Source organism: Streptomyces sp. NPDC032721 (assembly GCF_055579625.1).
Genome location: NZ_JBVIMX010000015.1, coordinates 161573 through 184432 on the forward strand (window position 1 = coordinate 161573; position 22860 = coordinate 184432).

21 protein-coding genes are annotated in these 22860 nt (G+C 71.3%); 2 read left to right on the plus strand and 19 right to left on the minus strand.

Annotated features, from left to right (window positions below; all coding sequences use genetic code 11):
* The first annotated feature begins 27 nt into the window (after positions 1-27).
* On the plus strand, positions 28-1311 hold the full coding sequence (locus ACZ5PB_RS29280; protein WP_468695159.1) for an adenylosuccinate synthase: 1284 nt from the start codon (positions 28-30) through the stop codon (positions 1309-1311).
* A gap of 54 nt (positions 1312-1365) precedes the next feature.
* Here ACZ5PB_RS29280 and ACZ5PB_RS29285 read toward each other — a convergent pair whose 3' ends face one another.
* The 16 genes from ACZ5PB_RS29285 to ACZ5PB_RS29360 all read right to left on the minus strand — a co-directional run bounded on the left by ACZ5PB_RS29285 (position 1366) and on the right by ACZ5PB_RS29360 (position 17649).
* Positions 1366-1890 (minus strand): tetratricopeptide repeat protein, encoded by a 525-nt coding sequence (locus ACZ5PB_RS29285; RefSeq protein ID WP_468695161.1) that lies wholly within the window; start codon positions 1888-1890, stop codon positions 1366-1368.
* Positions 1891-1952: 62 nt separating this feature from the next.
* Positions 1953-2615, minus strand: a complete 663-nt coding sequence (locus tag ACZ5PB_RS29290) for a response regulator (RefSeq protein ID WP_468695163.1) — start codon at positions 2613-2615, stop codon at positions 1953-1955.
* Positions 2612-4030, minus strand: coding sequence for a sensor histidine kinase (locus ACZ5PB_RS29295; RefSeq protein ID WP_468695164.1), 1419 nt, complete (start codon positions 4028-4030; stop codon positions 2612-2614). Before ACZ5PB_RS29295 ends, ACZ5PB_RS29290 begins: the two co-directional genes overlap by 4 nt.
* 102 nt (positions 4031-4132) lie before the next feature.
* Positions 4133-5029, minus strand: coding sequence for an alpha/beta hydrolase family protein (locus ACZ5PB_RS29300; protein ID WP_468695166.1), 897 nt, complete (start codon positions 5027-5029; stop codon positions 4133-4135).
* Positions 5030-5222: 193 nt separating this feature from the next.
* Positions 5223-6446, minus strand: coding sequence for a kynureninase (gene kynU / locus ACZ5PB_RS29305; RefSeq protein ID WP_468695167.1), 1224 nt, complete (start codon positions 6444-6446; stop codon positions 5223-5225).
* Complete coding sequence (locus tag ACZ5PB_RS29310) at positions 6439-7296, minus strand: tryptophan 2,3-dioxygenase family protein (protein ID WP_468695169.1); 858 nt, start codon at positions 7294-7296, stop codon at positions 6439-6441. The genes kynU and ACZ5PB_RS29310 overlap by 8 nt, the downstream gene beginning before the upstream one ends.
* Before the next feature lie 120 nt (positions 7297-7416).
* A complete protein-coding gene (locus ACZ5PB_RS29315; RefSeq protein ID WP_468695171.1) occupies positions 7417-8259 on the minus strand; it encodes a DUF3152 domain-containing protein in 843 nt (280 codons plus the stop codon).
* 389 nt (positions 8260-8648) lie between these two features.
* Positions 8649-9062, minus strand: coding sequence for a DUF3151 domain-containing protein (locus tag ACZ5PB_RS29320; RefSeq protein WP_468695173.1), 414 nt, complete (start codon positions 9060-9062; stop codon positions 8649-8651).
* Positions 9063-9066: 4 nt separating this feature from the next.
* Entirely contained in the window at positions 9067-10578 is a 1512-nt protein-coding gene (locus tag ACZ5PB_RS29325; protein WP_468695175.1) for an MFS transporter, read from the minus strand.
* 181 nt (positions 10579-10759) lie between these two features.
* Positions 10760-11782 carry a class II fructose-bisphosphate aldolase gene (gene fbaA, locus ACZ5PB_RS29330; RefSeq protein WP_468695177.1) on the minus strand — a complete coding sequence of 341 codons (1023 nt, stop codon included), beginning with the start codon at positions 11780-11782 and terminating at the stop codon, positions 10760-10762.
* 258 nt (positions 11783-12040) lie between these two features.
* Positions 12041-12580: an orotate phosphoribosyltransferase gene (gene pyrE, locus ACZ5PB_RS29335; RefSeq protein ID WP_468695179.1), complete on the minus strand. Its 540-nt coding sequence runs from the start codon at positions 12578-12580 to the stop codon at positions 12041-12043.
* A 21-nt stretch (positions 12581-12601) separates the two neighbouring features.
* Positions 12602-13435, minus strand: coding sequence for an aldose epimerase family protein (locus tag ACZ5PB_RS29340; protein ID WP_468695181.1), 834 nt, complete (start codon positions 13433-13435; stop codon positions 12602-12604).
* 31 nt (positions 13436-13466) lie between these two features.
* On the minus strand, positions 13467-14402 hold the full coding sequence (locus ACZ5PB_RS29345; RefSeq protein WP_468695183.1) for an SRPBCC domain-containing protein: 936 nt from the start codon (positions 14400-14402) through the stop codon (positions 13467-13469).
* Positions 14403-14466: 64 nt separating this feature from the next.
* Positions 14467-16326, minus strand: coding sequence for a polyamine aminopropyltransferase (locus ACZ5PB_RS29350; RefSeq protein ID WP_468695185.1), 1860 nt, complete (start codon positions 16324-16326; stop codon positions 14467-14469).
* 105 nt (positions 16327-16431) lie between these two features.
* Positions 16432-17013, minus strand: coding sequence for a DUF2617 family protein (locus ACZ5PB_RS29355; protein WP_468695187.1), 582 nt, complete (start codon positions 17011-17013; stop codon positions 16432-16434).
* 333 nt (positions 17014-17346) lie between these two features.
* Complete coding sequence (locus ACZ5PB_RS29360; RefSeq protein WP_468695189.1) at positions 17347-17649, minus strand: hypothetical protein; 303 nt, start codon at positions 17647-17649, stop codon at positions 17347-17349.
* 154 nt (positions 17650-17803) lie between these two features.
* On the opposite strand from ACZ5PB_RS29360, the gene ACZ5PB_RS29365 reads away from it, so the two are divergent.
* Positions 17804-19024: a pyridoxal phosphate-dependent aminotransferase gene (locus tag ACZ5PB_RS29365; RefSeq protein ID WP_468695190.1), complete on the plus strand. Its 1221-nt coding sequence runs from the start codon at positions 17804-17806 to the stop codon at positions 19022-19024.
* 10 nt (positions 19025-19034) lie between these two features.
* Here the strand turns inward: ACZ5PB_RS29365 and ACZ5PB_RS29370 are convergent, their stop codons facing one another.
* The 3 genes from ACZ5PB_RS29370 to clpB all read right to left on the minus strand — a co-directional run bounded on the left by ACZ5PB_RS29370 (position 19035) and on the right by clpB (position 22742).
* Positions 19035-19223, minus strand: coding sequence for a hypothetical protein (locus ACZ5PB_RS29370; protein WP_468695192.1), 189 nt, complete (start codon positions 19221-19223; stop codon positions 19035-19037).
* 237 nt (positions 19224-19460) lie between these two features.
* On the minus strand, positions 19461-19997 hold the full coding sequence (locus ACZ5PB_RS29375) for a type III secretion system chaperone family protein (RefSeq protein WP_468695194.1): 537 nt from the start codon (positions 19995-19997) through the stop codon (positions 19461-19463).
* 144 nt (positions 19998-20141) lie between these two features.
* On the minus strand, positions 20142-22742 hold the full coding sequence (gene clpB / locus ACZ5PB_RS29380) for an ATP-dependent chaperone ClpB (RefSeq protein ID WP_468695196.1): 2601 nt from the start codon (positions 22740-22742) through the stop codon (positions 20142-20144).
* Between the last annotated feature and the right edge of the window lie 118 nt (positions 22743-22860).

Below are 22860 nucleotides of genomic sequence, written 5' to 3' on the forward strand. Positions count from 1 at the left end.
TGCCCCGCCCGGAAGGGGTGTACGCCTGTGCCCGCACTTGTGCTGCTCGGTGCTCAGTGGGGTGACGAAGGCAAGGGAAAGGCCACCGACCTGCTCGGTGGATCCGTCGATTATGTAGTGCGCTACCAGGGCGGCAACAACGCCGGCCACACGGTTGTCGTAGGCGACCAGAAGTACGCACTGCACCTTCTCCCTTCCGGAATCCTCTCCCCTGAGTGCACGCCCGTCATCGGTAACGGTGTCGTCGTCGATCCCGCTGTCCTGCTCTCCGAGCTGAGCGGACTCAACGAGCGCGGTGTTGACACGTCCAAGCTGCTGATCAGCGGAAACGCGCACCTGATCACGCCGTACAACGTCACCGTCGACAAGGTGACGGAACGGTTCCTCGGGAAGCGGAAGATCGGTACGACCGGCCGTGGCATCGGCCCGACGTACGCCGACAAGATCAACCGCGTCGGCATCCGCGTCCAGGACCTCTACGACGAGTCGATTCTCACCCAGAAGGTCGAAGCGGCGCTGGAGACCAAGAACCAGCTGCTGACGAAGCTCTACAACCGGCGCGCCATCGAGGCCGGGAAGATCGTCGAGGAGATGCTCCAGTACGCGGAGCAGATCAAGCCCTTCGTCACGGACACCACCCTCGTCCTGAACAAGGCGCTGGACGACGACAAGGTGGTCCTCTTCGAGGGCGGCCAGGGCACCCTGCTCGACGTCGATCACGGCACTTACCCCTTCGTCACCTCCTCGAACCCGACCGCGGGCGGCGCCTGCACGGGTGCGGGCGTGGGCCCGACGAAGATCAGCCGCGTCATCGGCATCCTGAAGGCGTACACCACGCGTGTGGGTGCCGGTCCGTTCCCGACCGAGCTGTTCGACGAGGACGGCGAGGCGCTGCGCCGCATCGGTGGCGAGCGCGGTGTCACCACCGGCCGTGACCGCCGCTGCGGCTGGTTCGACGCCCCGATCGCGCGGTACGCGACGCGCGTCAACGGCCTCACGGACTTCTTCCTCACCAAGCTGGACGTGCTGACCGGCTGGGAGGAGATCCCGGTGTGTGTCGCGTACGAGATCGACGGCAAGCGCGTCGAGGAACTCCCGTACTCGCAGACCGACTTCCACCACGCGAAGCCGATCTACGAGAAGCTCCCCGGCTGGTCCGAGGACATCACCAAGGCCAAGACCTTCGCCGACCTGCCGAAGAACGCGCAGCGTTACGTGAAGGCGCTGGAGGAGATGTCGGGCGCACCGATCTCCGCGATCGGCGTCGGCCCGGGCCGGACCGAGACGATCGAGATCAACTCGTTCATCTAGTCCTGTTGGGCCTGTTGGGCCTGTTGGGCCTGTGGCGGAGGGGCCGTTCGGCAGTCAGTTGCCGGACGGCCCCTCCGTCGTTGTCGTTCCGTCGAGGTCCTGCGCGTAGAACTCGATCGCGGCCCGGTAGCGGCGTACACCCGCGTCCTCGCTGGTCTCCGCCAGGAGCGTGAGCAGTTGCCGCATGCCCTCGCGGGTCTCGCCCGTGTTGTAGAGCGCCATCGCGAGGAACGTGCGCAGCGCGCCGTCCTCCGGGAACTCCGCCGCCCCGGCCCGCAGCGTGGTGACGGCTTCGTCGTAGCGGCCGAGCACCCGGTACGTACTGCCGAGGCCGAGCAGGGCGCCACGGCGGTCCGTGCCGGTCAGGGTGCCCCGGAGTGCCTGCTCATAGAAGGGCACCGCTTCCGCCTCCAGACCGAGGCGGTCGTGGGCCCAGGCCGTCTGGTAGGCGATCTCCGCGTCGTTGGGGAAGCGCTCGCCCAGGGCCAGGAGCTGTCGGCGGGCCTCTTCCGTGCGGTCGGCGGTGCGCAGGGCGACGGCTTGGGCGAGGAGCGAGTCGCGGTCATCACGGGTGGTCATGTGCCCCATGCTCGCAAAGGCGTCGGCCGGCCCGGCCGGTAGCCCGGCCGGTAGTGCAGCCGCTAGCCCGGTCGTACCAGCCTCGCCTCGTAGGCGAAGACCGCTGCCTGTGTCCGGTCGCGCAGGCCCAGTTTCACCAGGATCCGGCTCACGTGCGTCTTGACCGTCGACTCGGCGACGATCAGGTGGGCGGCGATCTCGCCGTTGGAGAGGCCTTGTGCGATGAGGACCAGGACCTCCGTCTCTCGCTCCGTCAGCTCGCCGTACTGGGCCGTGCCGGGGCCGCGCGGCTCGACCGCGCGCTTCGCGAACTCCGTGATCAGCCGCTTCGTCACGGTCGGTGCGAGCAGTGCCTCGCCGGACGCCACGATCCGTACGCCGTCGGCCAGTTGGCGTGCGGAGGCGTCCTTGAGGAGGAAGCCGGAGGCACCCGCGCGCAGCGCCTGGTAGACGTACTCGTCCAGGTCGAAGGTGGTGAGGACCAGCACCTTCGCTTCGGTCTCCGAGGCGACGATCTCGCGAGTGGCCTCGATGCCGTTCATCTCGGGCATCCGGATGTCCATCAGTACGACGTCCGGCTTGAGGGCGCGGACCTGCGCAAGCGCCTGCCGCCCGTCGACCGCCTCGCCGACGACCTCGATGCCCGGCATCGCGTTGAGCAGGACCGTGAAGCCCTCGCGCACCATCATCTGGTCGTCGACGATCAGGACGCGGATCGCGGTCATGCGGCGCTGTCCTTGGTGAGTTCCACGGCCGGGGCCCCAGCCGCGGCCGGCTTCTCCGTCTCGCCCGGCTTCTCCACCTCGACCCGCTGCTGCGGAATCGCGTCCTCCAGCAGTGGCTCGTCGCCTTGCAGCGGTACGAACACCGCGACCTCGAAGCCCCCGTCCGCCGTCGGTTCTGCGGTCATCTCGCCGTTCAGCATCGCGACCCGCTCGCGCATCCCGGTCACCCCGTGCCCGGAGCCCTCCGACGGCGGCACCTCGCCGATCGCGGGGCCGTTGAGCACCCGCAGCCCGAGCCCGCCGAGCACGTAGCTCACCTCCACCCGCGCCTGCGCGCCCGGCGCGTGCCGCAGCACGTTGCTCAGCGCCTCCTGGACGATGCGGTACGCGGAGAGCTCCACGCCCTGCGGCAGTTCGCGGACCGCCCCGGTGCTGACGTGCTCGACGGTCAGCCCCGCGTCACGCACGTTGGCGAGCAGCTTGGGGAGGTCGGCGAGGGTGGGCTGCGGGGCGTCCGGGGCCTCGTAGTCGGCCGCCCGTACGACGCCCAGCACGCGGCGCAGCTCGGTCAGCGCGGACACCGCGTTCTCCCGGATGGTGACGAAGGCCTGCTGGAGCTCGGGCGGCGGGTCCTCCACCCGGTACTGCGCGGCCTCCGCCTGGATGGCGACGACCGACATGTGGTGCGCGACCACGTCGTGCAGCTCGCGGGCGATGGTGGAGCGCTCTTCGAGCAGGGTGCGGCGGTCGCGCTCGACGGCGGTCACGGTCCGCTCGGCGACGACCTCGCGCCTGGCGTTCGTCCGGATGTGGACGATGCTGACCAGGAGCAACAGGATCCCGGTGCCCACCAGCATGGGCCCCGCGTTTGTGGGCCCCTCGTCGTTGCCGGGGGTGAACGCCAGCCCGGCCAGTACCAGGAACACCCACATCCAGCCCGCCGTACGGGCCCGGGTCCGGGCCGCGACCACGGTCACCACGGTCAGGTGCATCAGCACCGTGGCGGGGATCCACGGGCCGCCCCGCACCTCCGGACTCAGCCCCTGGGCGAGCGGGATCGCCACCAGCGAGAGCCACCAGGCCACCCCCGGCCGCACCAGCGTCAGCAGCACCGCACCGGCACACAGCGCCACCACCACGATCGCCTGGAGGGGCCGGTCACCACCGTCGGCGAAGAGCCAGGCGAACACCCCCGTGAAGAACGCCGCGACGAGGATCACGCCGTGCGGCAGCCAGGCCGCGCCGAGCCGCAACCGCCGGGGCAGCCGGCTCAGCAGCGGACCGTGCGTCGGGACCGGCGGCAGCGGCTTGTACTCCATCGCGCCCCGCAGCAGGTCGTCCCGCAGGCCCGCCAGCGCCCGCATCAGCAGCTGGGCCTCGGGGCTGCGGCCCACTCGGGATTTGTTCTTGGTCATGCCTCTACCGTAAGGAGGCCGGGCCCCGGGGTCGTCCCCCGTGACACCGACCTTCCTCGTCCGTCCCAAGTACTACGCAGGTACGGGGGCCGCGCCCGCCCCTCAGTACGCCAGCTGGGCGATCTCCTCCGCCACCACCGCGCACGCGTCCGCCGCCGGGTCGATCAGCGGGAAGTGGCCGACGTCTTCGAGGAGGGTCAGCCCGACGACCTCGCCCGCCTTGGCGGCAGCCGCCGCGTACGCCTCCGACACCTCGTGCGGGACGGTCGTGTCGATGCGGCCCTGGACGACGGTGGTCGCGATGCCGGTGGGCAGGAGCGCGGCCGGATCGGCGTACCCGAGCCGCTCCTCGTAACCGGCCTCCCCGCCCAGGAGCTGGATGACCGCACCTCCGCAGACCCCCCTCTCCACCGCCGTCGCGAAGTCCGCGATCGGGGCGAGCGCGACCACACCGCGCAACGGCGGCGGGGACGGCAGCCGCCACGGCGCACCCTCCGGGAGTACGTGGCGGGCGGCGGCCCACAGCGCGAGGTGGCCGCCGGCGGAGTGCCCGGTCAGGACGGTGCGCCGGACGTCCGCCTCGGGCAGCGCGTCCTTCACCAGGTCCGGCAGTGCGTCCATGGCGGTGGCGATGTCGTCGAAGGTCTCCGGCCAGCGCCCCGCGACCGGGCCGCCTTCGCCTCCCTCGCGCGCGGCTTCGTCCGAGACCTGGTGCGGCAGCGAACTCCCGCGCCGGTACTCGACATTGGCGACCGCGAAACCGCGCCGGGCGAGGAAGTCCGCGAACGGGGTGATGTGCTCCCGGTCGTACGGGGCGCGCCAGGCGCCCCCGTGCAGGACGACCACCAGCGGTGCGGCACCGCTGAGTTCGCCCCGGGGCGCATAGAAGTCGATGACCTGGTCGGGGTGTTCGCCGTATGCGGCACTGCTGTCCGGTGCGACGGCGGGAAGCTCGGGCGGCTCGTCGGGCAACGGCGCACGGCTCGACATGCTCGGCATACGGCTTCAACCTCCGGGCGCTGGCGGGGTGTTCACGCAGCCGAACCGGTCGCTCACGCGGACCGGTGTTTCACGTGAAACATCCATGTGGATCATTCAGCGGGGACGCTACCAGCCACTTTGCACACGCGTGGCCACGCCGGGGTGGGTTACCCCCGACGTGGCCATTGCTCCGCCATGGGCTCGCCAGGGGCTACAGCACCTCTGCGAGCACCCGGGCCGCCCGCTCCACGTCACTGAATCCGACGTACAGCGGGGTGAAGCCGAAGCGCAGCACGTCCGGGTGACGGAAGTCCCCGACGACTCCCCGTGCGATCAGCGCCCGCATGACCTCGCCCGCATCCGCACAGCGCAGGGCGATCTGGCTGCCCCGCTCGCCGTGCGCACGCGGGGTGACCAGCTCGACCCGGCCCTCGGGCACGTACCGCTCGACGCACTCCACGAAGAAGTCCGTGAGGGCGAGGGACTTCGCCCGTACGGAGTCGATGCCGACCCCGCCCCACACGTCGAGGGCGGTTTCCAGCGCCAGCATCGAGAGGATGTCGGGGGTGCCGACCCGGCCGCGCGTCGCCCCGTCCGCCGGGGTGAAGTCCGGGGCCATCCCGAAGGGGTTGGCGTGCCCGGTCCAGCCCGGCAGCGGCGAGTCGAAGCGGTCCTGGTGGCGGGCTGCGACGTAGAGGTACGCGGGCGAACCGGGGCCGCCGTTCAGGTACTTGTACGTGCAGCCGATCGCCAGGTCCACCCCGTGGGCGTCCAGGCCGACGGGCAGGGCACCGGCGCTGTGGCACAGGTCCCAGACGGCGAGCGCGCCCGCCTCGTGGATCGCGGCGGTCAGTGCGGGCAGGTCGTGGAGGCGGCCCGACCGGTAGTCGACGTGGTTGAGCAGCACGCACGCGGTACGGGGGCCGAGGGCGTCCCGTACCTCTTCCGGGCGGACGGGGCGCAGGGTGCGGCCGGTCATCCGGGCGGCGGACTCGGCGATGTAGCCGTCGGTCGGGAAGGTCGTCGCGTCGACGAGGATCTCGTCCCTGGCGGGGTCGCCGCCGCTGCCCTCGGTGGCCAGGCGCACCGCGCCCACCAGCGCCTTGAAGACGTTGACGCTGGTCGAGTCGCCGACCACGATCTGCCCCGGCGCCGCACCGACGACGGGCGCGATCAGGTCGCCGATCCGCTCCGGCGCGGTCCACCAGCCGCTCTCGTCCCAGGAGCGGATCAGCAGCTCGCCCCACTCACGGGTCGCCACGTCCTGGAGCCGTCCGGGGACGGCGCGCGGCAGGGCGCCAAGGGAGTTCCCGTCGAGGTAGGTCACGCCCTCGGGGAGGGCGAACAGCTCGCGGTACTTGGCCAGTTCGTCGGCGGCGTCGAGTGCTGCGGCCCTGGCTTCCGGGCTCTTGCGGTTCCCTTGCGTCTCAGACATGGCTTCGGGCCGTCCACAGCTCGGGGAACACGTTCTTGCGGGCGCGCTTCTCCAGCCAGGCCACCCCGGCGGAGCCGCCGGTGCCGACCTTGGAGCCCATCGCGCGGCGGGTGGCCACCAGGTGGTCGTTGCGCCATCGCCAGACGAGCTCGCCGACGTCGGTCAACGCCTCGCCCAGCACGACGAGTTCGGAGTGGGTGGTGCCGACCTGCTCGGCGCCGTACACCTGCGCCCAGACGGCCTCGACCTCGGGCGACGGTTCGTACTTCTGCGAGAGGTCGCGCTCCAGGACCTCCTGCGGCACGGGCAGACCGCGCCGGGCGAGGAGCCGCAGCACCTCGTCGTACAGGCTGGGCTGGTGCAGTGCCTTCTCCAGCTCGGCGTGCACGCGCGGGGCGCCCCGGTGCGGGACGAGCATCGACGCGGCCTTGTCGCCGAGCAGGAACTCCATCCGCCGGTACATCGCGGACTGGAATCCGGAGCCCTCGCCGAGCGCGCTGCGGTACGAGTTGAACTGCGCGGGAGTGAGGTTGGCGAGCGGCTTCCAGGAGGCGTTCAGCGCCTCCAGCTCACGGGTGGAACGCTTGAGCGCGTCCAGCGCGACGGGGATGTTCTCCTCGCGCAGCGCGGCGGCGGCCGTCTCCCACTCGTGGACTATGACTGTGAACCACAGCTCCATGACCTGGGTGGTGACCAGGAAGACCATCTCGCCGGGATCTTCGGAGAGGGGGTGCTGGAGGTGGGTGAGGACGTCCGCCTGGACGTAGTCCTCGTACGGCGTGGTGCCCGCGAAATCGAGGTTCGGGGTGTCCGAACCTTCGGTTCCGGGGGCCTCGGGGGTGTGCGTCATCGCATGCTCCTCGAAACGAACTTCCAGGTAGCGGTCCGCCCCTTCCTGGGAAGTGTGGAGCCCCGGTCCCCTCCCGGCATCATAAACCGGGGTCCCGCGAGGTGCGCCTCAGAGGTCCGGCTAGAGAGTGGGGCCGGTCAGATACGTCCGGTTCGCCGCGTACGGCCAGGCATTGGAGCGGCATCCGTCCAGGCCCTTGATCTGCTGCATCATCACGGGCGCGGGGCGTCCGGGGCCCGGACAGCCGAGGTGGCCGAGTCCGAGCGCGTGGCCCAGTTCGTGGTTGATGATCAGGTGCCGGTAGGTGGCGGGCGTGCCGTCGAACTGGGGCGAACCCTGGAGCCAGCGGCGCAGATTGACCACAACTCCCTTGCCGGTCTCGCAGTTGAGCTGGCCGCCGGTGTCCAGGCCCGCTTCCGCGCAGAGCTTGTCGGCGGTGGCGGGGGTGGCGATGCGGATCACGAAGTCGGGGCGGGCGTCGACCAGTTGGAAGCGGCCCCGGCCGTTCCTGGCCCAGCCTTGCGGGTGGGCGACTATGGCCTGGATCTCCTGGGCGGCGCGGGCCGGGGAGACGCCGCTGCCGTTCTCGACCTGGACCTGGTAGCGGCGGAGGGTGCCGGTGCCGACGGGGGTGCCGTTGAGGCGGGCGGCGGCGAAGGTTCCGGTGCCGGAGGCGGGGACGTCCGGGTCGGTGTCGCCCCGTTTGCGGCTGGGCGGGTTCGAGGAGACCTCGCCAGGGGGGTTCGCGTCGGACCCCTGGTGCGGCCCCCGGTCCGGCCCTCGGTCCGTACGGTCCTGACCGGCGCTGCCCTGCCAGGCGGCCCAGGCGAGGCCGCCGCCACCGGCGAGGACGACGAGGGCGAGGAGCGTGACGAGGATGCGGCCCCGGCGGGTGAGACGGGTGCGGGCGCGGGACCGGGCGCTGGACCGGGGTTCTCTCCGGTAGGCGTCGTTCCGGCTCACGGCAGAGCCCTCCCTGGTCCGTGTCTCCGGCACATGGGGGGAGCGGGCGGGTGGCCTCGCCGCCGGCAACGATCTTCGGTGCGGTCCGGGCGATCGTACAGGCGTGCCAGGGCGGGGGGTCGGGGATCGGAGTGCGGGGGACGGCGTGTCCGAATCCGGCCGCCGCCCCCCGCGCCCCGCTCAACTCAACTAGGGCGTGTCTTTCGGATCAGGTCGGCTGGTGGTGCCATGCCTCCCTGAGGTGGCCGAGCGGGGCTGGGTGCGTGCAGCTGCAAGGCGGAGGATTGAGGCGACGCGGAGCGTCGTCGATTGACGACAACGCCGCAGATGTGCGTGCACAGGCCCGCGACCCAGGCCTGATCCGAAAGACACGCCCTAGCGAGCCGTACTCAGCCCAGCGTCTCCGCCGCCGCCTCCGACGAGTCGCGCAGGAAGGTCGAGCACCGCTCGTACTCGCCCTCCTCGCCGATCGCCTGCGCGGCCCGCGCCAGCGCGTGCAGTGCCCGCAGGAATCCGCGGTTCGGCTCGTGCTCCCACGGCACGGGGCCGTGGCCCTTCCAGCCGGCCCGGCGCAGCGAGTCCAGTCCCCGGTGGTATCCGGTCCGCGCGTACGCGTACGACTCGACGACACTGCCCTTCTCGAAGGCGTCGTCGGCGAGCTGCGCCCACGCGAGCGAGGACGTCGGGTACTTCGCGGCGACGTCGGCCGGCGCCGCACCGGACGCGAGCAGCTCACGCGGCTCCGGGTCGTCGGGCAGATGGGTCGGGGGCGGTCCCCCGAGCAGGTCCTGGTGAATAGCCATGCCCTTAGTCTGCCTGCTTCCGCGCCGGATCCGATTCCTCCCCCTGATCCGGTTCGAGCGGCGGCGCCGCCACCCCGCAGTGCGTGCGGCACTCCGGCGTACCGGCCCCCGCACGGGGATTGCGTACGGTCGCCAGCGCGATCACCGCCCCCAGCACCAGTACCCCGGCGCACATCGGCATCGCCCGCCGGAACGTCGCCCCGAACTCCGCCGCCGACCGGTACGCGTCGGGCCCCATCCCCGCCAGCAGGGGCAGTGCCGCGACCGCGACGAGTCCGGCCGCGCGGGCGGCGGCGTTGTTGATGCCGGAGGCCAGGCCTGCGCGCCCGGTGTCGACCGAGGCGAGGACGGTGGCGGTCAGCGGCGCGACCAGGGTCACCATCCCCATGCCCATCACCACGACGGCGGGCAGCACGTCCCGTACGTACGAGGCGCCCTCCCCCACCCGCAGCATCAGCAGCATCCCCGCCGCACACAGCAACGGCCCCACCGTCAGCGGCAGCCTCGGCCCGATGCGCTGGGCGAGCTCGCCGGAGCGTGCGGACAGGAACAGCATCAGCACCGTCGTCGGCAGCAGCGCGGTGCCCGCTTGCAGGGCCGAATACCCGACCACCACCTGCAACTGGAGCGCGGTCAGGAAGAAGAAGCCACTGAACGCCGCGTACACGCACAGCGTCACGACGTTGATCGCGGTGAACTGCCGTGAGCCGAACAGCGTCAACGGCATCATCGGATCGGCCCGCGTCCGCTCCACGTGGAGGAACGCGGCCGCCACCAGCACCCCCACCACCACGCACCCGATCACGACCGGCGACGACATCCCGAGCACCGGCGCCTCGATCAGCGCGTACGTCACCAGCGCGAGCGCCAGGGCCGCGAGCGCCGCCCCCAGCACGTCGAACCGGCCGTGCGCCTGCGGGTCCTTCGACTCCGGTACGTGGCGCAGGGCGACGGGTACGCACAGGGCGGCCAGCGGCACGTTCAGCAGGAACGCCCACCGCCATCCGGGCCCGTCGACCAGCCACCCGCCCAGGAACGGGCCGATCGCGGCCCCGATCCCGCCGAGCCCGGACCACAGCCCGACGGCTCTGGCCCGGTCGTCCGGGTGGAACGACGCCTGGATCAGCGCGAGCGAACCGGGGGTGAGCAGGGCCCCGCCGATCCCCTGCAACGCGCGGGCCCCCACCAGCACTCCGGCATTGGGCGCCAGCCCGCACAACAGGGAAGCCGCGGCGAACCACACCACCCCGATGACGAACACCTTCCGCCGCCCGTAGCGGTCGCCCAGCGCACCGCCCAGCAGGATCAGCCCGGCCAGGGTGAGCATGTACGCGTTCACGGTCCACTGGAGGCCGGCGAGGTCGGCCCCCAGGTCCTTCCCGATCCGGGGAAGCGCCACATTGACGATCGTCGAATCGAGCATCGCCATGCTGGACCCGAGGACGGTGGTCAACAGCACCCACCGCCCGACCCCACTCCCGACCCGCAGCCCCCCTGCGCTCGCACCATCGGCCATACCTGGATGCTCCCCGCGTTTCCCCCCACCGGCCACCCCAACGACGTACCCGGGTGTCCCCCACGGCCACGACGGTCCGATGCCACCGCGCAGCGGACCCCCGCCCCCTCGCTGGAGTGGACGCCAAAAGGCCCGGTGTCGCCCCGTCGAGGGGGACACCGGGCCCGGAGAACCCGAGGGGTTACTTCAGCTTGGTGCCCGTCGACCTCAGCGCCGCACACGCCTCCGTCACCCGAGCCGCCATCCCCGCCTCCGCCAGCTTGCCCCACGTGCGCGGGTCGTACTTCGACTTCGTGCCGACCTCGCCGTCGACCTTCAGCACCGCGTCGTAGTTGCGGAACATGTGGTCCACGACCGGACGCGTGAAGGCGTACTGCGTGTCCGTGTCGAGGTTCATCTTCACGACGCCGTTCTCCAGCGCGGTGGCGATCTCCTCGGCCGTCGAGCCCGAGCCGCCGTGGAAGACGAAGTCGAACGGGGAGGTCTTGCCGTACTTGGCGCCGACGCCCTCCTGGAGGTCCTTCAGGAGCTCCGGACGCAGCACGACGTTGCCCGGCTTGTACACGCCGTGCACGTTGCCGAAGGAGGCGGCCAGCAGGTAGCGGCCCTGCTCGCCCAGGCCCAGCGCCTCAGCGGTGCGCAGCGCGTCGTCGACGGTCGTGTACAGCTCGTCGTTGATCTCGTGGCTGACGCCGTCCTCCTCGCCGCCGGTCGGGGTGATCTCGACCTCAAGGATGATCTTGGCGGCGGCGGCCTTCGCCAGCAGCTCCTGGCCGATGGCCAGGTTGTCGGCGAGGGTCTCGGCGGAGCCGTCCCACATGTGGGACTGGAAGAGCGGGTTCTCGCCGCGGGCCACGCGCTCGGCGGAGACGTCGAGGAGCGGGCGGACGTAGCCGTCCAGCTTGTCCTTGGGGCAGTGGTCCGTGTGCAGCGCGACCGTGACGTCGTACTTCGCGGCGACGATGTGCGCGAACTCCGCCAGGGCGACCGCACCGGTCACCATGTCCTTGTTGTGCTGGCCACCCAGGAACTCCGCACCACCGGTGGAGATCTGGATGATGCCGTCGCTCTCGGCCTCCGCGAAGCCGCGCAGCGCAGCGTGCAGGGTCTGGGACGAGGTCACGTTGATCGCCGGGTAGGCAAACTTGCCTGCCTTCGCCCGGTCGAGCATCTGGGCGTAGACCTCGGGGGTTGCGATGGGCATCTGTCCGCTCCTTGGGATATGCGGGTGTGCGTGCTGGTCCCTGACCTGGGGGCGACGTCATCGTCGTCGCCCATCTTTCCAGACTCTTCACGGGACTCCACCCGGCGGACGTCCCGACCGTGCGTCCCGGAATGCGCAAAGGGTGGCGTGTTTCACGTGAAACACGCCACCCTTCCGAAAACACGCAGGTCACAGCGGTGCAGCCATCGACCCGGGACCTAGGTCACCAGTTCGTTCCGAGAGCCGGAACGCGTCGTGTCAGGCGAGATCCAGGTCCGCCAGCTGGTACCCGGTCAGGTACGGCACCCCCGCGTCCGCGATCGCCTTGGCCGCACCCCGGTCCACGATCGTCGCCACCGCGACGACCTCGCCGCCCGCCTCGCGGACCGCCTCGACGGCCGTCAGCGGGGAGCCGCCGGTGGTCGAGGTGTCCTCGACCACCAGGCAGCGGCGGCCCTTGACCTCGGTGCCCTCGATACGGCGCTGCATGCCGTGCGCCTTCTGGGCCTTGCGGACCACGAAGGCGTCCAGCCGCGCACCGCGCGCCGCCGAGGCGTGCAGCATCGACGTGGCGACCGGGTCGGCGCCCAGCGTCAGACCGCCGACGCAGTCGAAGTCGAGGTCGCCGGTCAGGTCGAGCATGACCTGACCGACCAGCGGGGCCGCCTCGCCGTCCAGCGTGATCCGGCGGAGGTCGATGTAGTAGTCGGCCTCCATCCCCGAGGAGAGGGTCACCTTGCCGTGCACCACGGCCTTGTCCTTGATCTGCTGGAGCAGCTCAGCGCGTACGTCAGTCATGGCCATGAGCTTAAGTGGCCGCTAGGAGAGCCGCCGCCACGACCACGTCGTCGAGGCCTCCAGCGGATCCACCGGCGTGACCAGGCGCGGCGCGGTGTTCAGCCCGTTGGGCGGGCCCGTCTGCGGTTCGACGCACACCGCGGCCTCCTGCTCGTCGTACACGACCACCCACTCCTCCCGGCTGGTCACCTTGATCTCCAGCTGGCCCGGCCAGGTGAGGGTGACGTCGACGCCGTCGGGCATGCCGAAGCAGTCGTCCCAAGGGCTCGGCAAGGGGTCGATGCGGCGGCCGGTGGGGAGGTGGTCGTCGCCTCGCTCCTCCTGCCAGGCGGCGTCGAAGGAGAGCTCGACGTCCGGGGCAGCAGGGTCGTCCGGGCCGCCCAGGTTGCGGCGGAACCAAGGGTGCCAACCCACCTGCGCCGGGAAGGAGTTGTCGTACGTCTCGACGCCCATCGCGAGCGTGAGGCCGTCCGGCGTCAGGGTGAACGTCTGCGTGACCAGGCCCGCGTACGGCCACGGGCTGGTGAGTTCGTACGTGAACGAGGCCGATGCGGTATCCCGCTGCACGGTGCGCCAGCGGACGCCGCGGCCGGTGCCGTGGATGGCGTGCGGGGGCGAGTTCACCGGGAGTTGGTGGACCTTGTCGCCGTCGCGGAAGCGGCCGTTCTCGGTCCGGCCGCACCAGGGCACCATCGGAAAGCTGCCGAAGTGCTTGCCGTTCTCGCTCTGGCGCAGCACTTCGGTGCCGCCGATGCGCAGGCTTTCGACGCGGCAGCCGTCGGCCGGGTGCACGGTCACCTCGACGTCGCCCGCGCTCAGCAGGACGCCGGAATCCTTCTTCTCTTCGCTACTCACGCCCCGACACTACTGGCGAGCGCCGCCCCGGCTACCTGCGGCGGCGCAGCACCCTCCCGACGACCACCGCGGACGCCACCGCGAGGGCCGCCGCTGGGGCGAGCCGGCGCAGCGTGAATGTGCCCGAGGACGGCGCGGGCGCCATCACGGGGGCGTACCGCCCGCGCGGCGGTGCGTGGTCGACCTCCTCGGCGCTGCGGCCGATCATGGTCCGGCGGGCGTGCGCGGCCTCGGCGGGCGGCTCGTCGGGGAACGCGTCGGGCAGCTCGCCCGGGATGTCCTCCAGGGCTTCGCGCAGCGCTTCGTCCTCGTCCGCGCGGTCGGGCCCGGAGCCGGGGAGCGGGTCGTCGAAGGTGAGTTCCTCGTCGCTGAGCCGGTCGAGGGAGGGGGGCGGGACATCCGTCTCGAAGACGGAGGCACGCGGTTCGGCGGGCGGGTCCGCGGGGGTCTCGGACGGGGTTCCGGCGGCGCCCGGCGGCGCCTCGGGCAACGCTCCGGCCGCCGTCGCCAGCTTGTCGGCGAACCGGTCGAGCAGCCGGTGCACCGCCGACTCCACGGCGGGCGCGTCGAGTTCGGCGATCCGGCCGTCGCCGTGCGCGGTACCGCTGAAGTGCAGCGTCGTACCGCCCTCGGCTTCTTCGGTACGTACGGTCAGGGTGAGTTTGACCGAGCCGTTGCCGCGCGCCTCGGTGCCTTCGCCCTCGACGGTGAAGACCGCGGGGGCCGCGGCCGTGGGGTCGGAGGCCGCGGCGGCGGAGTCGGCGCCCTCGGCGGCGGTGATGCTCAGGGCACCCCGGTAGGTGATGGTGTGGCCGCCTGCCCGGACCTTCATCCGGCCGGTCAGCGGCGGGGACGTCTTGTCGGCGTCCTGCTGGAGGCCGGGCACGCAGCGCGCGACCCGGGCGGGGTCGGCGAGCGTCTGCCGTACGGCCGCGGGCAGAACCGGAACGAACACCTCATGCTCCATGGTTCCCGAGCCTACTCACGCATGCGGCGTTCACACCCGACTCTGCGAGATAGATGTACGCGGCTCACTGCGCGTACCGAGGATGGACCAGCGTCGAGGCCGGCAGCCCGGCGATGCGGGAGGCCTCCGCCGAGCGGGCGTCGGCGGCCAGCACGGGTGCGGTGAGCGAGCGCAGGGCGGGCGCGTCCGGGGCGAGGCCCAGGGGCGGCCCGGCCCGTGCGGGACCGCCTTGCCCCGCTCCGCCCTGCCCCGCTCCGCCCTGCCCCGCCGGGAGCTCGCGGGAAGCCAGGATGAGGCCCCAGTCGCGGGGCGCCGCGGTGTTCCCCGAGGAGCGGTCGGGGCCCGCGCTGAAGCCGGAGAGCCGGCCGGACGCGCGGTACGGGGTGGTGGCGAGGCCCGCCGCGCGCAGCGTGGTCTCGACGGTCCAGAACACCCGGGGGCGGGCGTCGATCGGTCCCGCGTGCACGGCGATCCGCCCGTTCCTGGCGAGCACGGCCGACGCGAGCCCGTAGAACTCCTGCGAGTAGAGCTTGGTGGCCGCCGTGATGCCGGGATCGGGCAGGTCGGAGATCACCACGTCGTACGGAGGGGCGCCGAGCGGCGCGTGGCGCAGCCACTGGAACGCGTCGCCCTGTACGAAGTGCAGCCGGGGATCCCGGTGGACATCGCCGTTGAGGGCGACCAGCGCGGGATCGGTGCGGGCGAGCCGGGCCACGCCCGGGTCCAGGTCGACCAGGGTCACCGAGCGGACGTCCCCGTACCGCAGCACCTCGCGGGCGGCCAGCCCGTCGCCGCCGCCGAGGATCAGTACGCGGGTGTGCGGTCCGCGCATCGCGGGGTGCACCAGGGCCTCGTGGTAGCGGTACTCGTCGCGGCCCGAGACGCGCAGCCGGCCGTCGAGGAAGAGGTCGAGCGGACCCTGCGGCCCCCCGGTGATGACCACTTCCTGCACGTCGGTCTGGACGGCGACCCGCACCCGGTCCCCGTACACCGCGCGCCTGGCCGCCCGTTCGAAGTCGTCGACGAGGACGGTGGCGGTGGCGAGGAAGGCGAGTACGGCCAGATTGACCACGATCAGCAGCCAGCGCCCCCGGCGCGTGAGGTCGCGCCGGAAGAGCCACAGGACGAGGGTGCCCCCGGCCACGGTGTTGACCGCCCCGGTGACCAGCGCGCCCGTCAACTGGCCCAGCATCGGCAGCAGGAAGAACGGGAAGGCCAGCCCGCCGACCAGCGCGCCCACGTAGTCCGCGGCGAACAGATCGGCCACGTCGCCGCTGGTGTCGTCGCCCTCGGCGTCGTCCGCACCCGCCGCCTGTCTGCGGCGGCGCGCGCGGTCCTGCCGTCCGATCCACTGGATCAGCGTCATCAGCAGCGGGATCTCCGCGCCGATGAGCAGCCCGATGGCCAGCGAGAACGCCACCAGTACGTACCGCGCGCCGCCGAACCAGGCGAACGACGCGTACAGCACCAGCGCCGAACTCCCGCCGACCGCCGCCAGCCCCGCCTCCAGCAGCCCGAATCCGACCGCCGCCCGGCACCGCAGCCGTTTCGCGAGCAGTGAGCCGACGCCCATCGCGAAGACCATCGTGGACAGCACGACGGACGCCTGGGTGACCGAGTCGCCGATCAAGTACGAGGCAAGGGCGACGAGTTCGAGTTCGTAGACGAGACCGCAGGCGGCGCAGACGAACACCACGCCGAGCACCAGGAACCGGGCCGCCCTCGGACTCACCGGCAGCGGCGCCGGTTTGCGGCCGCGCGGCACCGCGACGGCACCGCGCGCGGACGGCACCGGTCCGCCGCCGAGCGCACCGAGAGCGCCGGAAGCACCCGGCGCCCCCGGAACGCCGGGAACGCCGGAGGCGCCCGGGGCGGCGGAGCCGGAGGAGTTGGGGCCGGCTGAGGCGGAGGCCGGTTGGATCATGACGGGAACGCTACGTCACCACATGCTCGCTATCTGTCACCCACAAGGGTGCAACTGGAGTGCGACCGGCATACAACTCCCCCTCTCGATCCGGCGCACGGCGCTTCAGAGCGCGGCAGGCACCCGCACCCCGGGTGCCGGGACCGAGGCGGCAGCCGCCCCCGCGACCGCTCCCGCTCTGGCCCGCGTCAGCACGCGCGTCCTGGTCACCACCAACTGCCCCTCCTGCGGGTACGCGTGCCAGGTGCGCCAGCTGTACCGACCGTCGCCCTCGCGCTGGGCAAGCAGCGCGGTGAAGGCGTGCGGGGAGCCGGGAAACGTACCGGCAAGGCCGTTGGGGTGGTCGGCGACCAGGGCGAGGAGCTCCTGCGCGCGCCCCGCGAAGGCCGCGTCGGAGAGCGTCTCCACCCGGGCCGCGAACTCGTAGTCCCACTCGCCCACTTGCTTGGCGACGCCCAGCGGCAGCGGGGTCCTGCTCCCGGGGATGCAGGCCACCGTCTCCGAACAGCAGCCGTCGCCGTCGTCGAGGATCACCTGGTGGGAGGCGCCGAGCAGACGCAACTGGAGTGTGACTCCGGCAAGTTCGAGGTCCAGTACGGCGAGGGCCGGCAACGGCTGACGGCCGAGTGCCCAGGCCAGATCGGCGGCACACGTGTCGGTGTAGTCGGTCTTGAGGGTCGTGAGCATGTGGGGGCTCCGCAAACACGCAGTGGGGGATGGACCAGGGGCACGCCGGAGGGGTACGGGGTGGGGCCGGCGACCGCCCGCTCGGGTCCGCCGGGGACCGAGGGATCTTCCGTGGTCTAGGGGTCGGTGGGTGACCCCTTGGGGTGCTGGGAATTTTCAACAGCGAGGGAATCACGAAGTGTGCGGCGCACCTAGCGTTTTTACCCAACTTGGCGTGGTTTCCATCCCCCCGGGGGCCACACGGTTCATCTGTTCAACAAAAGGACGCCCGGCAGGAGTTAAGGGCGGTCGTGCAACCGTCCTCCATCCCGCCGGGCGTGCGGTATCCAGGTGTCAGCTGCCGCCGCCGCAGCCACCGCCGCCACCACCACCGCCGCCACCACCGCAGGAGGAGCTGCCGCAGGACGAGCCGCCCCCGCAGCCACCGCCGCCGCCCCCGGAGCCGCCCGCCCACCAACTGCCGCTGCCGGCCTTGCTGCGGCTCTTGCTGCGGCGCGCTGCGGGCCTGCTGCGCGAGGTCTTGCTGAGCGACGTCTTGCGGCGGTCCTGTCCGTGACGCATCACCAGCGCCCCGGTCACCGCGGCGAACACACAGAACACGAATCCGATCAGAATCACGATCCCGATGATGCTCATGGGTCGCACCGTCCTTCCGTTCCCCCGAAGCCCGTTCCCCCGAAGCGAGGTGTTTCGCTTCTCGCACGGGCTTGACGTGAACAGGGGATTCCCGGACGCCGACCCGCCCAAAGCACACTTGAGCAAGTCCAGAGGTTCCGCGCAGGATGGCGCCATGACCCCGACCTCCGGCAGTTCAGGCCAGGCCCACCCCGCCGACGCGCCCCGCCCGCTCCTCAACCGCAGTCTCGCCGAGTTCGGCACGACGATCTTCGCCGAGATGTCGGCGCTGGCCGCCCGTACCGGCGCCATCAACCTCGGCCAGGGCTTCCCCGACGAGGACGGGCCCGAGGAGGTGCGCGAGGCGGCGGTACGGGCGCTGCGCGACGGCCGGGGCAACCAGTACCCGCCGGGCCCCGGCGTCCCCGAACTGCGCCGGGCCGTCTCCGTACACCAGCAGAAGCGGTACGGCCTGCCGTACGACCCGGACACCGAGGTCCTGGTCACCGCCGGCGCCACCGAGGCCATCGCCGCCGCCCTGCTCGCCCTGGTCGAGCCGGGCGACGAGGTGATCGCCCTGGAGCCGTACTACGACAGCTACGCGGCCTGCATCGCGATGGCGGGCGGGCGCCGGGTGCCGGTCACGCTCCGCCCGCGCGAGGGCGCGTACCACCTCGATCTCGACGAGCTGCGCGACGCGGTCACCCCGCGCACCCGCCTGCTCCTCCTCAACACCCCGCACAACCCCACCGGCACCGTCCTCACCCGCGCCGAACTGGCCGCCATCGCCGAACTCGCGGTGGAACGGGACCTGCTGGTGGTCACGGACGAGGTCTACGAGCACCTGGTGTACGACGGCGAGCACATCCCGCTCGCGTCCTTCCCCGGCATGCGCGGGCGCACGGCGACGATCGGATCGAGCGGGAAGACCTTCTCGTTCACCGGCTGGAAGGTCGGCTGGGTGACCGGCAGCCGGGAGATGGTCGCGGCGATCCGCTCCGCGAAGCAGTTCCTGACGTACGTCTCGGCCGGGCCCTTCCAGTACGCCGTCGCCGAGGCGCTCGCCCTGCCCGACACGTACTTCGACCGTCTGCGGGCCGAACTGCGGCTCAAGCGCGACCTGCTGGCGGACGGTCTGGCCCTGGCGGGCTTCGAGGTGTACCGCCCGGCCGGGACCTACTTCGTCACCACCGACATCCGCCCGCTGGGCGGCACCTCGGACGGCTTCGAGTTCTGCCGGGAGCTGCCGGGCCGCGCCGGGATCGTCGCCATCCCGAACGCGGTCTTCTACGACCACCGCGAGGAGGGCGCGCCCTTCGTCCGCTTCGCGTTCTGCAAGAAGCGCGAGGTGCTGGAGGAGGCGGTGGGACGCCTGAAGGCGCTGGCGCTGGGCTGAGGCAGCGGGGTCACTGCTTGGCGCGCTTGATCGCCGCACCGGCGAATCCGGCGGCGACCAGGACCCCGATCCCCAGCACGATGCCGACGGCCGTGCGCGTACCGCCCTCGAAGACGTTCATCCCGACGCCGAGGAAGACGGCCAGCAGAGCGAGGGCCAGCACGGGCTTGGCGACGGCCTGGTTGTCGGGTGCGGACATGGTTTTCCCCCTGGGTCGAGCGTGTGCGTGTGAGCTCCCACGGTGCCATCGCCGTGCCGTCCGGCCGCCCGCCGAGGGCTGCAACATCCTGCGGATCGGGCTGCAGCTTGCTGCAACGCACCCCGGCTGACCAGGTACGACGTCAGTGGATGGGCGCCCGGCATGACGAAAGCCCGGCCGCGGGGGCCGGGCTTTCGTCATGCGTTCCGCAAGGAGCGGGGGCAGGGGGCGGGAGGCTCAGGCCTCGTCGCCCTTGTCGTTGTCCTCCACCGCGGAGTCGACGTCCTTCTCCAGGCCGAGCTGCTCGACGACCCACTTGTCGAACTCGATGGAGGCGCGGACCCAGCTCACCGTGGAGGACACGAAGTGCTCCAGGGAGACGCCGGTGCCGATCAGCATCTGCGCCTCACCGATGAGACGGACGGAGCCGTCGTCGTGGGTGTGGCTGTAGACCTTCGGCCACAGGGTGCGGCGGTTCCAGTCGTCGAGGAGCTCCAGGAGCTGGAGCTTGTCGTCGATGCTGTGCGGCCGGTCGTAGAACGTCCGTACCGAGAAGACCTGCTGGTCGTCCTCGCCGCGGAACATGAAGTACGTGCGGAATTCCTCCCACGGCGCGGCGAGGTCGCCCTCGTCGTCGACGACGTACTTCAGCTCCATCTGGTCGAGAAGCTGCTTGACCAGATCCTGGTCGGGGACGACGGGGCCCGCCGGACCGTCGGACTGCGGTTCGGGCTGACCCCCGAAATTGGGGATCGAGGAGGGGTCGATGGACACCGTGATTTCCCTTCGTACGGTTCCTGTCATCCTCTCCCATCCCGGGCGGGTGATGGCAACCCCCACAGGGGGCGATCCGCTGCGAGCTGACTAATCGCCGCGAATCGCACCCCTTACCGCACCCCTTGGCGCACCTCGTACCCCTTACAACTTCTTCTCCGTGGCCGGGCCCACGATGAGCCCGTCGCCGACCCGCTCGACCCGCACCGTGTCGCCGTCCTTGATCTCGCCCGCCAGGATCTCCTTGGCGAGCAGGTCGCCGATCGCCGTCTGGATGAGGCGGCGCAGCGGCCGGGCGCCGTACGCCGGGTCGTTGCCCTCCTCGGACAGCCAGGCCAGGGCGCCGGGGGTGACGTCCAGGGTGAGCCTGCGGTCGGCGAGGCGCTTGGCCAGGCGGCCGATCTGGAGCTCGGCGATGTGCGCCAGTTCGTCCTGGGAGAGCGCCGAGAAGACCACCAGGTCGTCCAGCCGGTTCAGGAACTCCGGCTTGAAGGAGGCCCGGACCACGTCCAGGACCTGCTGCTTCTTCACCTCTGCGGGGGTCGTCGGGTCCATCAGGTACTGACTGCCGAGGTTGGAGGTCAGGATCAGGATGGTGTTGCGGAAGTCGACCGTCCGCCCCTGGCCGTCGGTGAGCCGGCCGTCGTCGAGGACCTGGAGCAGTACGTCGAAGACCTCCGGGTGCGCCTTCTCGACCTCGTCGAGGAGTACGACGCTGTACGGGCGGCGGCGTACCGCCTCGGTGAGCTGGCCGCCCTCCTCGTACCCGACGTAACCGGGCGGGGCGCCGACCAGGCGCGCGACGCTGTGCTTCTCGCCGTACTCGCTCATGTCGATGCGGACCATGGCGCGCTCGTCGTCGAAGAGGAAGTCCGCGAGCGCCTTCGCCAGCTCGGTCTTGCCGACGCCGGTCGGGCCGAGGAAGAGGAAGGAGCCGGTCGGCCGGTCGGGGTCGGCGATGCCCGCCCTGGTGCGGCGTACCGCGTCGGAGACCGCCTGCACGGCCTCGGTCTGCCCGATCAGCCGCTTGCCCAGCTCGGACTCCATCCGCAGCAGCTTCTGCGTCTCGCCCTCCAGCAGCCTGCCCGCCGGGATGCCGGTCCAGGAGCCGACCACGTCCGCGATGTCGTCCGGGCCGACCTCCTCCTTGACCATGGTGTCGACCTCGCGGACCTCGGCCTCCGCCTTCGCGGCCTCCTCCAGCTCGCGCTCCAGGCCGGGGATCTCCCCGTACAGCAGCTTGGAGGCGGTGTCGAAGTCGCCGTCGCGCTGGGCGCGTTCGGCGGTGCCGCGCAGCTCGTCGAGCTTCTCCTTCAGCTCACCGACCCGGTTGAGGCCCTGCTTCTCCTTCTCCCAGCGGGCATTCAGCCCCCGCAGCTCCTCCTCCTTGTCGGCGAGGTCGCGGCGCAGCTTCTCCAGCCGCTGTACGGAACCGGCGTCGGTCTCATTCTTCAGCGCCAGCTCCTCCATCTTGAGCCGGTCCACCGAGCGCTGGAGCTCGTCGATCTCGACCGGGGACGAGTCGATCTCCATCCGCAGCCGCGAAGCGGCTTCGTCGACGAGGTCGATGGCCTTGTCGGGCAGGAAGCGCGAGGTGATGTACCGGTCGGACAGCGTCGCCGCGGCGACCAGCGCGGAGTCCGCGATCTGCACCTTGTGGTGCGCCTCGTACCGCCCCTTGAGCCCGCGCAGGATGGCAATCGTGTCCTCTACGGTCGGCTCGGCGACCAGCACCTGCTGGAAGCGCCGCTCCAGCGCCGGGTCCTTCTCGATCCGCTCGCGGTACTCGTCCAGCGTCGTCGCGCCGACCATGCGCAGCTCGCCGCGGGCCAGCATGGGCTTGAGCATGTTCCCGGCGTCCATCGCGGAATCGCCGCCGGCGCCCGCGCCGACCACCGTGTGCAGCTCGTCGATGAAGGTGATGACCTGCCCGTCGCTCTCCTTGATCTCGGAGAGGACGGTCTTCAGCCGCTCCTCGAACTCGCCCCGGTACTTCGCACCGGCCACCATCGCGCCGAGGTCCAGCGAGACCAGGCGCTTGTTCTTGAGCGACTCGGGCACGTCCCCCTTCACGATGCGCTGCGCCAGCCCCTCGACCACGGCGGTCTTGCCGACACCGGGCTCACCGATGAGCACGGGGTTGTTCTTGGTCCTGCGCGACAGCACCTGCACCACGCGGCGGATCTCCTGGTCACGGCCGATGACCGGGTCCAGCCTGCCTTCGCGCGCCGCCGCCGTGAGGTCGGTGCCGAACTTCTCCAGGGCCTTGTACTGGCCCTCCGGGTCCGGAGTGGTCACCCGGCGCCCTCCCCTGCTCTTCTCGAATGCGTCGAGCAGCTTCTGCGCGCTCGCGCCCTGGTTCTTCAGTACGTCACCGGCCTGGCCGCCCTTGGCCGCGAGGCCGATGAGCAGGTGCTCGGTGGAGAGGTATTCGTCGCCGAGCTCCTTGGCGCGCTGCGACGCGTCGGCGACGACCGCCAGCATCTCCCGGTTGGGCTGCGGTGGCGAGACGGTGGACCCGGTCACGCTGGGCAGCGCCGCGAGCAGCCGCTCGGCCCCGGAGCGCACCGCGGCCTGGTCCGCCTCCACGGCGACGAGCAGATCGACGATGTTCTCGTTGTCCTGGCCCTCCAGCAGCGCCAGCAGCAGATGTGCCGGGGTCAGATCGGGGTGGCCGTCGGTGACGGCCCGGTTGGTGGCCGCGTTGATCGCGTCCCGGCTCCTGTTGGTCAGCTCGGCTTCCACGTCCGCTCTCTCCTCCTGTGCACACACACTGATACAGCCAGCTACAACGACTAACCCATCTCTATGACTCTTCCAACGGGCACAAAGTTGAGTCTATTCCACTCAACTTCACGGCAGC

Excerpts from the sequence above, each read along its gene's own strand:
- ACZ5PB_RS29300 (WP_468695166.1), bottom strand. The coding sequence starts at position 5,029 with ATGCCGAGCATGTCGAGCCGTGCGCCGTTGCCCGACGAGCCGCCCGAG.
- ACZ5PB_RS29285 (WP_468695161.1), bottom strand. The coding sequence starts at position 1,890 with ATGACCACCCGTGATGACCGCGACTCGCTCCTCGCCCAAGCCGTCGCC.
- ACZ5PB_RS29320 (WP_468695173.1), bottom strand. The coding sequence starts at position 9,062 with ATGGCTATTCACCAGGACCTGCTCGGGGGACCGCCCCCGACCCATCTG.
- ACZ5PB_RS29295 (WP_468695164.1), bottom strand. The coding sequence starts at position 4,030 with ATGACCAAGAACAAATCCCGAGTGGGCCGCAGCCCCGAGGCCCAGCTG.
- kynU (WP_468695167.1), bottom strand. The coding sequence starts at position 6,446 with ATGTCTGAGACGCAAGGGAACCGCAAGAGCCCGGAAGCCAGGGCCGCA.
- ACZ5PB_RS29365 (WP_468695190.1), top strand. The coding sequence starts at position 17,804 with ATGACCCCGACCTCCGGCAGTTCAGGCCAGGCCCACCCCGCCGACGCG.
- ACZ5PB_RS29290 (WP_468695163.1), bottom strand. The coding sequence starts at position 2,615 with ATGACCGCGATCCGCGTCCTGATCGTCGACGACCAGATGATGGTGCGC.
- ACZ5PB_RS29350 (WP_468695185.1), bottom strand. The coding sequence starts at position 16,326 with ATGATCCAACCGGCCTCCGCCTCAGCCGGCCCCAACTCCTCCGGCTCC.
- ACZ5PB_RS29345 (WP_468695183.1), bottom strand. The coding sequence starts at position 14,402 with ATGGAGCATGAGGTGTTCGTTCCGGTTCTGCCCGCGGCCGTACGGCAG.
- ACZ5PB_RS29355 (WP_468695187.1), bottom strand. The coding sequence starts at position 17,013 with ATGCTCACGACCCTCAAGACCGACTACACCGACACGTGTGCCGCCGAT.
- ACZ5PB_RS29325 (WP_468695175.1), bottom strand. The coding sequence starts at position 10,578 with ATGGCCGATGGTGCGAGCGCAGGGGGGCTGCGGGTCGGGAGTGGGGTC.
- ACZ5PB_RS29360 (WP_468695189.1), bottom strand. The coding sequence starts at position 17,649 with ATGAGCATCATCGGGATCGTGATTCTGATCGGATTCGTGTTCTGTGTG.
- fbaA (WP_468695177.1), bottom strand. The coding sequence starts at position 11,782 with ATGCCCATCGCAACCCCCGAGGTCTACGCCCAGATGCTCGACCGGGCG.
- ACZ5PB_RS29370 (WP_468695192.1), bottom strand. The coding sequence starts at position 19,223 with ATGTCCGCACCCGACAACCAGGCCGTCGCCAAGCCCGTGCTGGCCCTC.
- pyrE (WP_468695179.1), bottom strand. The coding sequence starts at position 12,580 with ATGACTGACGTACGCGCTGAGCTGCTCCAGCAGATCAAGGACAAGGCC.
- ACZ5PB_RS29310 (WP_468695169.1), bottom strand. The coding sequence starts at position 7,296 with ATGACGCACACCCCCGAGGCCCCCGGAACCGAAGGTTCGGACACCCCG.